14 protein-coding genes and 1 tRNA gene are annotated in these 14,891 nt (G+C 41.7%); 3 read left to right on the top strand and 12 right to left on the bottom strand.

Features of this window, described 5'->3' with window-relative positions:
- Positions 1–6: 6 nt before the first annotated feature.
- On the bottom strand, positions 7–1,965 hold the full coding sequence (locus tag T408_RS0101635; protein WP_028118401.1) for a V-type ATP synthase subunit I: 1,959 nt from the start codon (positions 1,963–1,965) through the stop codon (positions 7–9).
- 170 nt (positions 1,966–2,135) lie between these two features.
- Here T408_RS0101635 and T408_RS0101630 point away from each other — a divergent pair, with 170 nt between their 5' ends.
- Positions 2,136–3,074: an FAD:protein FMN transferase gene (locus tag T408_RS0101630; protein ID WP_035419758.1), complete on the top strand. Its 939-nt coding sequence runs from the start codon at positions 2,136–2,138 to the stop codon at positions 3,072–3,074.
- Positions 3,075–3,180: 106 nt separating this feature from the next.
- Here the strand turns inward: T408_RS0101630 and pyrE are convergent, their stop codons facing one another.
- A complete protein-coding gene (pyrE, locus tag T408_RS0101625; RefSeq protein ID WP_028118399.1) occupies positions 3,181–3,819 on the bottom strand; it encodes an orotate phosphoribosyltransferase in 639 nt (212 codons plus the stop codon).
- A 5-nt stretch (positions 3,820–3,824) separates the two neighbouring features.
- The gene (gene pyrF, locus T408_RS0101620) at positions 3,825–4,541 is read right to left on the bottom strand and encodes an orotidine-5'-phosphate decarboxylase (protein ID WP_028118398.1); all 717 of its coding nucleotides are present in this window, start codon (positions 4,539–4,541) and stop codon (positions 3,825–3,827) included.
- A gap of 318 nt (positions 4,542–4,859) precedes the next feature.
- Between pyrF and T408_RS0101615 the strand changes: the two genes are divergently transcribed.
- Positions 4,860–5,750, top strand: a complete 891-nt coding sequence (locus T408_RS0101615) for a YitT family protein (protein WP_084543860.1) — start codon at positions 4,860–4,862, stop codon at positions 5,748–5,750.
- Between the two features lie 117 nt (positions 5,751–5,867).
- Here the strand turns inward: T408_RS0101615 and T408_RS0101610 are convergent.
- The 5 genes from T408_RS0101610 to T408_RS0101590 all read right to left on the bottom strand — a co-directional run bounded on the left by T408_RS0101610 (position 5,868) and on the right by T408_RS0101590 (position 9,797).
- Positions 5,868–5,940 (bottom strand) — tRNA-Ala (locus tag T408_RS0101610).
- 95 nt (positions 5,941–6,035) lie between these two features.
- Complete coding sequence (groL, locus tag T408_RS0101605) at positions 6,036–7,661, bottom strand: chaperonin GroEL (protein ID WP_028118396.1); 1,626 nt, start codon at positions 7,659–7,661, stop codon at positions 6,036–6,038.
- 58 nt (positions 7,662–7,719) lie between these two features.
- Entirely contained in the window at positions 7,720–7,986 is a 267-nt protein-coding gene (locus T408_RS0101600) for a co-chaperone GroES (RefSeq protein WP_028118395.1), read from the bottom strand.
- A 203-nt stretch (positions 7,987–8,189) separates the two neighbouring features.
- Positions 8,190–8,837, bottom strand: a complete 648-nt coding sequence (locus T408_RS0101595) for a redox-sensing transcriptional repressor Rex (RefSeq protein ID WP_028118394.1) — start codon at positions 8,835–8,837, stop codon at positions 8,190–8,192.
- 108 nt (positions 8,838–8,945) lie between these two features.
- On the bottom strand, positions 8,946–9,797 hold the full coding sequence (locus T408_RS0101590; protein WP_028118393.1) for an MBL fold metallo-hydrolase: 852 nt from the start codon (positions 9,795–9,797) through the stop codon (positions 8,946–8,948).
- A 122-nt stretch (positions 9,798–9,919) separates the two neighbouring features.
- Between T408_RS0101590 and T408_RS0101585 the strand changes: the two genes are divergently transcribed.
- A complete protein-coding gene (locus tag T408_RS0101585; RefSeq protein WP_028118392.1) occupies positions 9,920–11,908 on the top strand; it encodes an ABC-F family ATP-binding cassette domain-containing protein in 1,989 nt (662 codons plus the stop codon).
- Between the two features lie 63 nt (positions 11,909–11,971).
- Here T408_RS0101585 and tsaD read toward each other — a convergent pair whose 3' ends face one another.
- Genes tsaD through tsaB form a run of 4 tightly spaced genes read right to left on the bottom strand, consistent with a single transcriptional unit; the run spans position 11,972 to position 14,792 of the window.
- Positions 11,972–13,009, bottom strand: a complete 1,038-nt coding sequence (gene tsaD, locus T408_RS0101580; protein WP_211230819.1) for a tRNA (adenosine(37)-N6)-threonylcarbamoyltransferase complex transferase subunit TsaD — start codon at positions 13,007–13,009, stop codon at positions 11,972–11,974.
- Positions 13,009–13,464 carry a ribosomal protein S18-alanine N-acetyltransferase gene (rimI, locus tag T408_RS10480; RefSeq protein ID WP_051444722.1) on the bottom strand — a complete coding sequence of 152 codons (456 nt, stop codon included), beginning with the start codon at positions 13,462–13,464 and terminating at the stop codon, positions 13,009–13,011. Before rimI (T408_RS10480) ends, tsaD begins: the two co-directional genes overlap by 1 nt.
- On the bottom strand, positions 13,445–14,047 hold the full coding sequence (rimI, locus tag T408_RS10475) for a ribosomal protein S18-alanine N-acetyltransferase (protein WP_051444721.1): 603 nt from the start codon (positions 14,045–14,047) through the stop codon (positions 13,445–13,447). Before rimI (T408_RS10475) ends, rimI (T408_RS10480) begins: the two co-directional genes overlap by 20 nt.
- A complete protein-coding gene (tsaB, locus tag T408_RS11635; protein ID WP_051444720.1) occupies positions 14,019–14,792 on the bottom strand; it encodes a tRNA (adenosine(37)-N6)-threonylcarbamoyltransferase complex dimerization subunit type 1 TsaB in 774 nt (257 codons plus the stop codon). The genes rimI (T408_RS10475) and tsaB overlap by 29 nt, the downstream gene beginning before the upstream one ends.
- Positions 14,793–14,891: the final 99 nt, after the last annotated feature.

The following is a 14,891-nucleotide window of genomic DNA, read 5'->3' as shown; positions in this document are numbered from 1 at the left end:
TTTCTTCTACTCCCTCTTTTCTTTTGCAATCCAAATGTATTCTTGTAGTGGTGCCATCGGTTTAAATGGACGGCCCCCCGCTTCATAGAACTTTCCAAAAAATTCAACATATTCTAAACGCATACCATGAACATAGGCTCCAAGGTAGGTGATAAAGATATTTAAGGCATGTAAGGCAATAAATAGTAAGATACCTATACTAAAGCGAGCCACAGGTGGAAAGAGACTAATAATCAAGTTAAAAGCCATTCCAATATTCGCCCCAGACAAGGCAAGGGCCATCAAGCGAGAATAGGAAACGACGTCTCCTAGATAAGAGGCCAAATCCATCAAGCCAAACAGACCCTTTCCTAGACCCGCAAACTTGTTTTCGCTAGCTAAAATATTTACTAAAAACATGCCTACAATATTGGCTAAAATTAAACCGACAGCTAACTGACTTAACCAAGCTTGGTTGATAAAAGCCATATTCACACCATAGATAACGACTCCTAGCAAAATAAGGATCCATTGAAGACCATCTAAGTAAAGTGAGGCATAATCTTTATCACGGTAACTTAGATAGACCTTTAAGACTAGGGCTAATAATAAATGGATAATCCCTAGGACAATCGATAAAATAAGGACATTAATGACTTGCCCAGTTAGGTCGATCACCTTAAAAGGCAGATTAAAGCCAAAGAAGGACCCAAACATAAGGCCAAAGGCCATCGTCCCGAGAGCCATTTGGTTAAACATTCTTAAATTTTTGCGCATCGCTGGATTCAAATCAGCTAACTTTAATGGAATAAAGGTGCCAAGCCATAAGAGCAAACCATAACCCAAATCCGCACTCATAAAGCCAAAAAAGACGATATGGAAAGGATAAAAATAAGGGGTTGGATCCAGCCCTGAATAGTGTGGCAAGCCATACTGTTCTGTTAAGATTTCGAAAGGCTGAACAATAGCAGCATTTTCTAATTTAACTGGAACTTGTTCTATTTCCTCAGGTTCTACTTCATCAGTGAAGACAGCTACTGACCCCGAATAACGATCGGCCAGTAAAGACCTTGTATCATCTAGCTCGGATTCAGGAATCCAACCGGTCAGTAAACTCAAGTTATCACTTTGGGCAATTAATTCCTGTGCCTTATGGCGTTCCATGAGAGCATAATGATATTCCTTAGCTAGCTTTAGGAAGCGTATCGTTAAATCATCTGATTCTAACCGGTCAATTAAGGATTGTCGCTCAGCCAATAAGGACTGGGTGGCTTCTTTATTCTTGACTAATTCCTCTTCTGGTAGAAGATTATATGGATAAGACAAAGCTTGAAAAGCATAGTCTCTCAAGACTTCATCCAGCTGTTCCTGGTTGGACTTGGCAACGGTTATCATATAATTGATCTGATCGGCTGAATAATAAAGCTCATCTAGATGTGCTCCTTCGATTTGATGGACTGCTTCTTCAAAAGCTTCTTGACGTTGGGTCTCAATACTTCCAATAGCGATCTTAAATAGATGGAACTGCCCCGTATCTTGAGGACGAATCTCCAACTTCAACCATCGTCTAAGAAAGGCTTCTTGACTTTCTAAATCTGACCTTTCGCCAGCCATATCAGCCAAGCGTTTCTTATTAGCTAGTGTCTGATTAACGAGCTCATCATAATCGATTTGCTCAATGCTAGCCTCTAGTTGACTCAAAGTAAATACTTCACGCTTATGAGTCAATTTTTGCCAGAAATTTAAAGATACTTGATATTGATCAAGAAAAGTTATTGCTTCTTCAATTTGTTTAATCTTTTGATTGAGCTTAGCAATCAGCTCTTGATTAGACGAGTGGGTGAAATAATCCGCTAAATCTGAGTGATCATATTGACTCAAATCGATAATCTCCGTATTTTGAAGACCTTGTAGCAATTGAATCAAAGAATATTGTTGATCTTTTTGTGAAAGCACCGACAATTTTTTCATCGTTGCAATCGCCATTTGTTCACCTCCTAAGCATAAACATATAAACCATTATAACATACACACCTTTCACTAAACAGTAAAAACATCGTTGCTTTCAATAGAGCTTTTCTATAGTAAACGCTCAAATTCGCTCTTGCCTTCAAGATAAGCTATAATAATTAAAGCAAATTGAAAGGAATGAAAAAATGGCTCTTACCCAGCGACAATATCACTTAATGGGGACAATCATCACCTTACAAATCGACCATCCTGAGGCAGATAATCTACTGGAACAAGCCGGCTATCTGCTAGAAGATTATAATTATCGTTTCAGTGCTAATCGACCTGATTCACAATTGATGAAGATCGCCCACCATGCCGGACATGAAGAGGTCAAGGTAGATGATGATCTCTTCGAGTTAATCGAACTTGGTAAAACTTACAGTATTGTCTCCAAGCTTGCCTTAAATATTGCCATAGGGCCCTTGATCAAACTGTGGAAGATCGGTTTCAAGGATGCTCGTGTACCTAGCCCAGAAGAAATTCAAGCTAAGCTACCCCTTATTAACCCTAATGATATATTATTGGATTCAGAGGCCAAGACTGTTTACTTACCAAAAGCTGGCATGGAAATTGATTTAGGAGCTGTAGCCAAGGGTTTCTTTGCAGATAAGCTGAAGACGTACTTACAAGAGCACGGCGTTCAAAGTGGGATTATCGATTTAGGCGGTAATGTCTTAACAATCGGCCAATCGGTCACACGTCCAGATGGTTGGTGGCGAGTGGGGATTCAAGACCCCGACCAATCCAGAGGGGGCCTGGTAGGTGTCCTAGCCACTCAAGACCAATCCGTAGTTACTTCAGGCATTTATGAGCGCTCACTCACTATCGACGGTCAGACCTATCATCATATTTTTGATTCAAACACAGGCTATCCTATGCAAAGCGAGATGAGCTCTATTACCATTGTTAGTGACAAGTCTATCGATGGTGAGCTTTGGACTACAATCCTTTTTGCTAAGCCATTAAAAGAAGCGCTAGTGATAGCTGACAAAACGCCAGGTATTGAAGCCATTGTCATCGACCACCAAGATCAAGTCTACCACACGCCTAACCTTACCGCTTATTTCCAACTTATTCGCTAATAATTGTTACTATCCATAGATAATAAAATCCTATACTCATCAAGCTGGAAATACTTTTCTCTTGACGAGTATAGGATTTTTGCCTTCATTTAATTGATCTTTGTTCTTATTGGCCGTGTGCTTGGCTCCAAGCTTGAGGATCATGGTGCCACTGTTCCAAGGCTTCTTGGTGAGCCTTATATTCATCTAAACCAACGGCATAGCTTACGAGCGCTTGGTAATCTGTTAAGGTAGCTAACTTGTAGCCAGATCGCTCGAAGTTATCCTTACCTACTTGAAGCAAATAATTAAAAATGGCTACACAACCTAGGACCTGCCCTCCTGCTGCCTCTACAAGATCCGCCGCATGAATAACACTTCCTCCAGTAGAGATTAAGTCCTCAATCATCACAACCTTAGCTCCAGAATCTAACTTACCTTCAATAGCTGATTGCTTGCCGTGAGCCTTGGCACTTGACCGAACATAAATCATCGGCAAACCTAGGATATCAGAGACATAAGCGGCATGAGGAATACCAGCTGTTGCCGTTCCAGCAATCACTTCAACATCTGGGAATTCTTGCTTGATTAAGTCAGCTAGTCCTTCTTCAATAGTCCGTCTCTCTTTGGGGAAGGACATAATCATCCGATTGTCACAATAAATTGGCGATCTAAGTCCACTGGTCCAAGTAAAGGGCTTTTCTGGGCTTAAGCTTACAGCTTGAATATCTAATAAGGTTTGGGCTACTTTTGCTTTCATATCCATGGTTATTATCCTTTCTGATTCCATTCTTGGTTGATTGATCGATAGGCACTTTTTGAATCTTTAGCTTGAGTGATTGGTCTACCCACAACAATATAGTCGCTTCCGAGCTCTCTAGCTTGACCAGGAGTCGTAATCCGAACTTGATCATCAGGCTGGCTGTCAGCTGGTCGAATACCGGGAGTCACTGTTAGGAAGTCCTTGCCACAGGCGGCCTTAATCATTGGTACTTCTTGAGCTGAACAGACCACCCCATCTAGACCTGATTGTTGGGCTAGTCTAGCAAGATGGACCACATTCTCTGCCAAAGCTACCTTGACTTGCTGATCCTGCTCCAGTATGGCTGGGCTGGTTGATGTTAATTGGGTAACTGCAATTAACAAGGGCCGATCTTCTCCTGGTTCGACGCCCGCCTGCAAGCCTTCTAATGCGGCTTCCATCATTATATGGCCACCATTAGCATGGACATTCACCATGCCTACGTTTTTCTTGGCTAATTGAGTCATAGCTCGCTTCACCGTATTGGGAATATCATGTAACTTCAAATCCAGGAAGACGTCATGACCTGCTTGGATCAATTGATCGACCACAGTCTGACCTGCCAGATAGTAAAGTTCCATCCCCACCTTTACATTCAAGGATTGTCCTTGAAACTTCGCCATAAATTCAACTACTTCATCCACCGTTTCAAAGTCTAAGGCAACGATTGGTTTTGATTGATCCATAAACTCTCCCCTCAAAAAAAGCCTCTCACATTCCGTGAAAGGCTTGAATCCACACCAAGATAGACCCCATTATTTACTAGGGCCACCGACTGGAATTGCTTCTATGCTTCACGGAACATAATTAAAACAATTGCTTGAAATTATCTGTATTATAGCTGATTGATCGTGAATGTCAAGACGAATTTTAAAAGTCAATAGCCTTAATATTGTCCTTTAAAAAATACACTGATTCTTCTTGAAAAGGCTTATTGTTAGTAATAGAATATGAGTCGTAATGGCAACATCAATTTTTAAACAACAGAAAAGAGGTAAAATTAATTGCTTAAAGCATTGGATATGACCTGGCAGGAGGCCCTGTTCTCTTTGTTCCTAATTACAATAGGCAGTCTCATTTATTGTGTAGGAATGAACGCTTTTATACTGCCAAACTCATTCACAACGGGTGGAGTAACCGGGATTTCAGTACTACTCTACTATGTCTTCCAGATACCTGTTTCTATTATGAACTTGGGTATCAACTTGGTATTATTAATTATCGGCTTACGTTTTATCGATAAGCGGACCATTATCCTAACCATCGTCAGTCTTTTTTGGATATCACTTTTCCTTGATATTGTTCATCCGCCTGTTTTCCACTCAGATAATTTAATCATTACTGCCGTTGCTGGGGGTGTCTTAACAGGAATTGGAATGGGACTCGTTTTAAGAGGGCATGGCACAACCGCTGGTAGTGACATTATCGCAATGTTGATGCAGAAATACTTAGGAATGAACTTTTCAGCAGCTGTCTTCCTATTGAACTGTCTCGTTATTCTTGCCTCTTTATATACTTTAACTGTTGAATTAACCATTGTAACCATCATGATGATCTTCGTCTCAGCTAACGTCATCAATATCTTTACTGAAGGATTAAACCGGCGTAAGGCTATCTTTATTATTTCCAGCAAACATGAAGAAATTGCTCATGCTGTTGTCAATGAAATCGGTCGGGGCGTAACTGTTCTTCATGCTCACGGCTATTATTCTAAAAAACAGTCTGATGTCCTTTACTGTGTAGTCAACCGTTACCAAGTCATTGCCATCCGGCGAGTGATTGACAAGATTGACGAACGCGCCTTTGTAAGTATTATGGATATTCAAGATGTCACCGGTCAAGGATTTAGCTACTTCAATAAAGGAAACAAAAACGATAAATTTTATCTTAAATAATGATGATCTTTTATCTCCAACGTGCCAGCACTTCAGTTGCTGGCACGTTTTTTATAGAGAATGATAAATAAAAAAACGATCGCTAAATGCGATCGTTTATTAAGCTTGATTCAATTATGGAGACGATCGGGCTTGAACCGACGACCTCTACACTGCCAGTGTAGCGCTCTCCCAACTGAGCTACGCCCCCTTAAGACTACAAAGATGATTATAGCTCATATCGAATAGAAAAGCAAGGGGGCATTGACTAAATAAAAAAGCACCCGAAGGTGCTTTCTTGGCTTATTACATCATACCCATTCCGCCCATGCCACCGGTTGGATCCATGGCAGGTTCTTTTTCAGGAATATTAGCAACCACTGCTTCTGTTGTTAAGAGTAGGGAAGCTACTGATGAGGCATTTTGTAAGGCAGTACGTGTTACCTTAGTAGGATCAACGATACCTGACTCAATCATGTCTTCAAATTCATCCGTTGCTGCGTTATATCCTAATCCAGCCCCTGAATTTCTTAATTTATCTACAATCACTGAAGGTTCTTTACCAGCATTGGCTGCAATTTGACGAACCGGCTCTTCTAAAGCACGGACAACAATTTTCACACCTGTCGCTTCATCATCTGTTTCAGTTTCAATAGCATCCACTGCTTTTTGAACATTAACAAGAGCCGTACCACCACCTGGTACAATTCCTTCTTCAACGGCAGCGCGAGTCGCGTTAAGGGCATCTTCAATGCGTAGTTGACGCTCTTTTTGCTCAGTTTCAGTTGCTGCACCAACGCGGATCACCGCAACTCCACCTGCTAATTTAGCTAAGCGTTCTTGTAATTTTTCACGGTCATAATCAGAAGTTGTATCTTCCGCTTGAGCGCGAATCAATTTCACACGGTTATCGATCGCCTCTTTATCGCCACCACCTTCAATGATCGTTGTATCATCCTTAGTAATGGTTACCTTACCAGCAGTACCTAAATGATCAGGTGTAGCGTCTGCTAATTCGAAGCCTAATTCTTCAGAAATAACAGTTGCACCAGTTAGAGTTGCGATATCTTCTAACATGGCTTTACGACGGTCACCAAACCCAGGCGCTTTAACAGCGACAACATTTAAAGTTCCGCGTAGTTTATTCAAGACTAAGGTTGGTAAGGCTTCACCTTCTAGGTCTTCAGCGATGATTAGTAATGGGCGACTAGACTGCATGACATTTTCAAGCAATGGTAGAATATCTTGAATGTTAGAGATCTTACGATCCGTAATGAAAATTAATGGATTTTCTAATTCAGCCACCATTTTTTCATTATCAGTTACCATATATTGAGACAAGTAACCACGGTCAAATTGCATTCCTTCTACTACAGACATATCTGTTTCAATGGATTGAGACTCTTCAATTGTGATTACACCATCTTGACCTACTTTTTCCATTGCATCAGCAATCAGTTGTCCAATATTTTCATCACCAGATGATACAGCTGCTACTTGAGCAATCGCTTCTTTTGAAGCAACAGGTTGCGACTGTTCTTGAAGTGCATCAACTGCAGCTTGGGTTGCCTTTTCAATCCCGCGACGGATACCAACTGGATTAGCTCCTGCTGTTACGTTCTTCATTCCTTCACGAGCAATCGCTTGAGTTAGTACTGTTGCTGTTGTTGTACCGTCCCCAGCCACATCATTCGTCTTAGAAGCAACCTCTAAGACCAATTGAGCTCCCATGTTCTCGAAACGATCTTCAAGTTCAATTTCACGCGCAATGGTTACCCCGTCGTTAGTAATAGTTGGTGATCCAAATTGTTGATCTAATACGACATTGCGTCCTTTTGGACCAATAGTTGTCTTAACTGTATCCGCTAGAATGTCAACCCCACGCAATAAAGCAGCACGAGCATCTTCAGAAAATTTTAAATCTTTAGCCATATATTTATCTTCTCCTTCTTACTTCAATAATAGTCGATAACAGATGATCAGGATTTAACTATTCAACAACTGCTAGCAAGTCCTTGTGCTCTGAGATTAAATACTCTTGTCCTTCGTATTCAATAGTTGTTCCAGCATAAGACTTATAATAAACAGTATCGCCAACTGCAACGCCGTCTTTAGGTTCAATATCTGGACCTACCGCAACAATTTCTCCTAATTGTTCCTTTTCTTGCGCTGAGCTTGGTAAGACAAAGCCGCTAGCTGTTGTTTCTTCTGCTTCAGCAACTTTGATTACAACACGTTTACCTAATGGTTTTAACATGATATCCCTCCATCATAATCTAAAAAAGTTATTGTATTTGTTATAAATTAGCACTCTTATTCAATGAGTGCTAACCTTGATTATTATAATAGTCTAAATTGGTCAAAAATGCAAGAGTTTTTGCTCGCTTTTGATAAAAAGATTAAAAAAACAGCGAGATAACGCTAATAACCAACAAAAAAAGCAGCCGAAGCTGCTTAAAATTAGTTATCTCCACCATCAATGTTGGAATCGATAAAATAAATTAAGGTTTGAAGCTCATTGGTCAAATCCACGTTTTGGACGCGAACGCCGTGAGGAACTTCAAATCGAAGAGGAGTAAAATTCAAGATTCCTTTAATTCCTGCTTGAATGAGTCGGTCAACGACATCATCAGCATGTTGTTCTGGAATGGTTAAAATCATAATTTCGATGGCCTGTTGTTCCATCTGTTCTTCCAATTCATCCATCGAATACACAGGAATACCAGATTGAATGGTCCCTGCAATTTCAGGATTAACGTCAAAAGCTGCACCTATTCTTACATTACTATTCTTGCGAAAGTTGTAATTGAGAAGCGCATGTCCTAAATTACCTACCCCGATCAATCCAACTGATGTCAGACGGTCTTGATTGAGAATTTTAGTTAAGAAATCCAATAAATAGTCCACATCGTAACCATAGCCCCGTTTACCTAGGGCACCAAAATAAGAAAAGTCACGCCTAATGGTTGCACTGTCCACCTTTACCGCATCACTCAATTCGGTTGAAGAAACGCGCTTCTTGCCTGCGTTCTGCAAATAACTTAAATAACGACGGTAAATCGGAAGACGCAAGGCTGTCGCGCGTGGTATTTCTCTCGATTTATCCATAGTTTAGCTCCTTATTTAGAATTAATTTATTAATCTAGTAGATTATAGCACAATTTCACAAGCTAAACTAGACAAATATATGTTCAAATCAATTAATTGGTGAATACATCACGATTTGAGTGTTCTGGCTTGATGATCAATCACTGCCAAACTATCAGGGTCCAGCTTTACCATTGTGTAATTTGGATCATGATAGAGAAGGCACCCCCACCCATTGGGTAAGGCTTGGTCTAACCAATACTTCTTGGACTCTAGGACATCCATAGGATAATCATCGAAGCCGGTGACCCATTGGGGTTTAGCTTGAAGTGGCGATTGAAGGTGATCAGCCAAGTGAATCAAGGTCTCACCTGCTTGCTCAAGTAGAATAATAGAATGTCCAGGCGAATGACCTCCGGTGCAAATCATTTTGAGACCGGGAGCGAGTTCCATTGTTTCATTGAAGGTATGAACTTGGTCTCTTACAGGACGCCAATTATCTTCTAGATAGGTTCCCCTAGTCCGCAAATTAGGATGCTGGACCGCCTCCCACTCTTTTTGACTAACTATAATTTTGGCATTAGGGAAGCTAGAGACAATGTGTTCCCCTTCTCTCTTGGTTAGGCCACCCGCGTGATCATCGTGCATATGAGTCATTAATATATAATCAATATCTTCAGCTTGTAAGTTTAAAGCCTTTAGTGAATTAAATAATTGGGTTTCTTCTTTTAAGCCAGTAATATTTTTACTTTTTTCACTCATTTTACTGGTTCCATGGCCAGTATCTATTAAATAATTCACCGCTTGATACTGGATGAGCATCGGGCTGGTCACCGAATCCATTCGGTCCAGGTCATCCACTTCGACCAATTTGGACCAAACCGCTTTAGCTACTGGACCGAATGTAGACCCAGCATCCACTTTAAAGCGCGTAGCAGGCAAGAAACTAATTAACATATCGTGAAACTTAAGCTGATCCATGTCATCCCTCCGTTCTTTTTTTATTATACCTGATTTCCTTCTGATAAGATCTACTAATGACTAGGCAGTTCAGTGATTCATGTTATAATGATACCAGCACGATTTAGAATAGGAGCAAGTAAATGATTTTACTGCAAGCAAATAATTTAGCTCGCTTGTTTGGTGAGCAAGTCTTATACCAGGACGTTAATTTCAATATTCAAACCCATGACCGAATTGCTCTTGTCGGTCGTAATGGCGCCGGTAAATCAACCTTAATTAGCCAAATTATGAAGACCGAACCCATCTCAAAAGGAGAAATTACCTTAGCCAAAGACATCCGCATTGGTTATTTGGAACAACACGTAGCCATTGACTCTGACCTAACCATTTGGGAGGAGATGCTGGCAGTTTTCCAAGAGGCACTAACCCTTAGAGAACAAACAGAAGAGGCCGCTCAAACTGTGGCCGATCTATCAGTGGATCCTGAATCAAAGGCTTATCAAGAAGCCTTAGACCGCTATGATCAACTACAAGAAGAGCTTAATCGCCGGAATGCCTATGCGGTTGAATCAGATATCCGCACGGTTCTCCATGGTTTCCGCTTCTATGAAGAGGATTATGATACTCCCGTCCAATCTTTATCAGGTGGCCAAAAGACCCGCCTAGCCTTAGCTCGAATCTTGTTGATGGACTATGACTTATTAATCTTAGATGAGCCCACTAACCACTTAGATATGGAGACCTTAACTTGGCTGGAAGGTTATCTTCAAGGCTACCGCGGAGCTCTATTAATTGTCTCTCACGACCGCTACTTCCTTAACCGAGTAGCCAACCAAGTCATCGAACTACGCAATCAAACCTCTCACATCTACAAGGGCAACTATGATTTCTTCTTAAAAGAAAGGGACCTTCGATTGCAGCAAGAATGGCAAGCCTATGAGAAGCAACAAGTTGAAATCCATAAATTACAAGACTTTGTTGATCGGAACTTGGCTAGAGCTTCCACAACCAAGCGCGCCCAAAGTCGACGCAAACAATTGGAACGCATGGATAAGATTGAAAAGCCGCGCCAAGACGACAAAGCACCTCGTATCCAATTCTCCGCTGAGCTTGATTCTGGCGATCAAGTGATTGCAGCTGACGACTTGGCCGTCGGCTATTCAAGTAACTTAGATCCTATTGCCTGCCATTTGAACTTGGACTTAAGACGGCAGCAAGCAGTAGCTATTGTTGGGCCCAATGGTGTGGGGAAATCAACCTTTTTGAAGACCTTAATCGGTCAGCTAACCCCGCTAGCTGGTGAAGTGCATATTGGAACAAATGTCTCTATTGGTTACTATGATCAAAATGTCAACCACTTAAATGAGAATCTAACGGTGCTTGAGACTTTATGGCAAGCACAAGATACAACGGATGAATGGAAGGTCCGTTCTATCTTGGGAAGCTTTCTATTTAGCGGGGAGACCGTTGAGAAAAAAGTATCCATGTTATCCGGTGGCGAGAAGGCCCGTCTAGCTCTAGCTTTACTGGCAACAGAGCATGACAACACCTTACTTCTGGATGAGCCGACCAACCACTTAGACATCTCCAGTAAGGAAGTACTTGAAGATGCTCTGATTGACTTCAACGGTACCTTACTTTTTGTCTCACACGACCGGTATTTCATCAATCGAATTGCTACTCACGTATTAGAAATTGGCCCAACAGGCTCGACTCTCTATCTGGGGGATTATGACTATTACACGAGCAAGAAAGCTGAACTCGCTGAAATGCAAGCCAATAATGACCTAGTAGATGAGCTTCCTACTAGCCCAACCCCTGACAAGGAAAAATCCGCCAACCAGCTCTCCTATGAAGAAAATAAACAAGTCAACCGGCGCTTCAAACAACTACAAAAAAGGGTTGATCAAGCTCTCCAGGACAATGATCAACTGGAAGAAACTATTGAACAATTAAACCAAGCCTTACTAGAAGCTTCAAACACTAATGATATGGCCGGAATTTCTAAACATCACCAAGACCTACTTAAAGCCCAGGAGCAACAGGAACTAGCTTTGAATGATTGGGAAGAGGCCAGTCTAGAATTAGAATCTTTCCTCGATATGTATCCTCATCTTAATCAATCATGATATACAGTAAAACCGTCTCAAGTCTCTCGTAGACTTAAGACGGTTTCTTATTTGTTGATATTTTTAAGATCTGAAGGGTTCATCAATCGCTTGCCCTGGATGAGCATTCATGGCCAGATCACTAAACTGACCTTCTCGGTACAAGTAGTCAGCAGCTGCACCAATCATGGCTGCATTATCCCCACACAAGGATAGAGGAGGAATTGTCAATTCAACTTTAGGGAAGCGGGCCAATAAATCGGTCAGACTCCCTCTTAAACCGGAGTTAGCTGCTACACCCCCAGCAAGAATAAATTGTTGTACTTCCGGATGAGCTTCCAGAGCCCGGCGCGCCTTATCCGTTAGAACTTCGACCGCTGCTGATTGAAAGCTAGTGGCAAGATCCGCCTGGTTAACCGTTTCGCCTCGTTGATTAGCATTATGGACCAAATTCATGACAGCTGACTTCATCCCACTAAAACTAAAGTCCAGATTCTCTTCATGGATCATAGCCCGTGGTATAGAATAGGTATCTTGCCCTTCTTGAGCTAGTTGATCTAGATATTTACCAGCTGGATAAGGAAGGTCAAGAATACGTCCCACCTTATCATAGGCCTCCCCTACTGCATCATCCTGGGTCTCACCAATCACTTCAAAGCAGCCATCCTTAGGCATATAGACTAATTCCGTATGGCCACCACTGACCACCAAGGCAATCAAGGGAAAGCGGAGGGGGGTGACTAATTGACTCGCATAGATATGTCCTGCTAAGTGATTGACGCCAATGAGAGGCTTTTGGTGTACAAAAGCTAAGGTCTTAGCAGCTGTGATACCAACCAGAAGTGCTCCAACCAAACCAGGTCCTTGAGTCACCGCAATCGCATCAACAGCCTCTATACTCAGTTCCGCTTCATCTAAGGCTAAGTCGAGGACTTGACTAATCTGTTCGACATGGTGACGACTGGCCACTTCTGGAACTACGCCACCGAAACGCTGGTGGCTCTTAATTTGTGAAGCCACAATATTGGAGCGGATGATTGATCCATTCTCAATTACAGCAACACTTGTCTCATCACAAGACGATTCAATCGCTAGAATTAAACTTGATTCATTAATTGCCATCACTGAACTCCTCTCTTATAGATCATTACCAAGGCATCCTCCAAGGGCTCCTTATAATAATTCGGCCGTCTTGATATAACTCTAAAGCCTGACCGTTCATACAATCGAACGGCTGGCATATTAGACTCTCTCACTTCCAAATAAATTTGTTCCCCAGCTTCTTCATTAAAGCGCTCAATTAACGCTTCCAACAAATAATAACTCAAGGACTGACCGCGAAATGCAGGTAATAGAAATACTTGATTCACGCTCCAATCTCCAAATAGATTGTGGTAGGAGACAAATCCAATCATCTGTGTGGAATGAGTCAGAAGTAGATAATGAGCATTAGCATTTTCAAAATCTGCCACTTGAACCTTCTTACTCCAATTCAAGGCCTGCCAGGAGAGTATCGTCTCTTGCTCTGAGTCACTTAATTGAATAGCTGGCCGGTACTTAACTTGCAAGATAATCATGACCTTCCCTAATATAATGAATCATTTCATAAGCATTCTCTAGATTATCGTCATAGTAATGATACTTGGTCTTAATCTTAATAAATTGGTGTGCACGGTATAGGGCTTGAGCTTTTAGGTTGGATTGTCGAACTTCTAAGGTCACTTTAGGAATCCGTAAGTAACCATTCAAAGCAAGCCAGGTATTTAAAAGCAAGCTGCCTAGACCTTGCCCTTGATAGTTAGGATGAACTAGCAGATGACTGATATGACTTCCCTTAGCCCGGCACCGTCCACTAATCATGGCAATGAGCTGATCCTGATGCCTCACGATAATGTAGACACCATATGGATTGCGCTGGAAATCTCGTTCGAAATCTTTTTGATACCAGGCAATAAAACCTTCGTAGGCAAGCTCCTGGAGGGCCATAATGGCTTCAATATCTTCAAAAGAAGCGTAAGATATACCATAGTCATCAAGGGGAATCGTGGGTAGGGCAAAATCAGTTAATTGTCTAATAATGGCTTGTCGGGAAGTGATACCTTCTTCCTTCAAAGCCGGTTGACTGAGTAGATTAAGAATGTCTGTCAATAAATGCTTCATTAGTCTTATCGTCCGCTATTTCTTTGTTGTGTTTTTGGGCCCATTCTTGTTCGGCTAATGTCGCATGGGCATAATTCGGATTCAAGTAACCAGGTTGATCAGCCAGTTGAGCGAGTCCGCTTGCTAAGCCTTGGTCAAAATTAGCCAGCGATTGATTACCACTTAGGTACTCATAGCTATAGTTCAAATCAAAGCAATCAATAAAATCTTCAATACCTTCTCCGACAAAGATAAGGCGTTCAATCCCTGCTTTGGTCAGAAGATGATCAAGTGAATCTTGAAAGGCCAACCAATCAACATGGCAATCAGCTAATAAGTTTACCAAGCGCCCATTTTGCCACTGATAAACGCCTAAATAAGCACTTAAGCGACGCGCATCCATGATTGGAATAATAGCTGTCTTAGCTGGTTCATCAACAGGTCCATTAGCCGCCATTAGACCCAAACTTGAAATCCCATATAGACAAATACTGGCCGTATCTGCCCATACCTTAGCCATCGTTACCCCAATACGCAAGCCCGTATAAGAACCAGGACCTACACCCACAACTATGTCAGTAATTGAATCTCTGGTCCAGGCTACTTCTTCTAATAGTTGGGCTACATTTGGCAATAAGCTCACACCGTGCTGGCGACCTTCCTTGCTGTGAACTTGTTTGACTAGGTTGAATTGGTCAAGAGCCGAGCCTTGACCCAAGTAAATAGATAGGTATTCTGCTGAAGTGTCAACTCCTAGAACACGCATGCAAACCCCTCCTTACAATGTTCCAATAGTAGCATAAACTGGCTAGTTATTTCAATCATCTCCACACCAAAAAAGGATGGCCCTAGCCATCCTAAAAGT

The organism is Hutsoniella sourekii ATCC 700629 (genome assembly GCF_000518205.1).
GTDB lineage: Bacteria > Bacillota > Bacilli > Lactobacillales > Aerococcaceae > Hutsoniella > Hutsoniella sourekii.
Note: the sequence above shows the minus strand (reverse complement) of the source record. Positions and strands in the feature narration are given on the sequence as shown.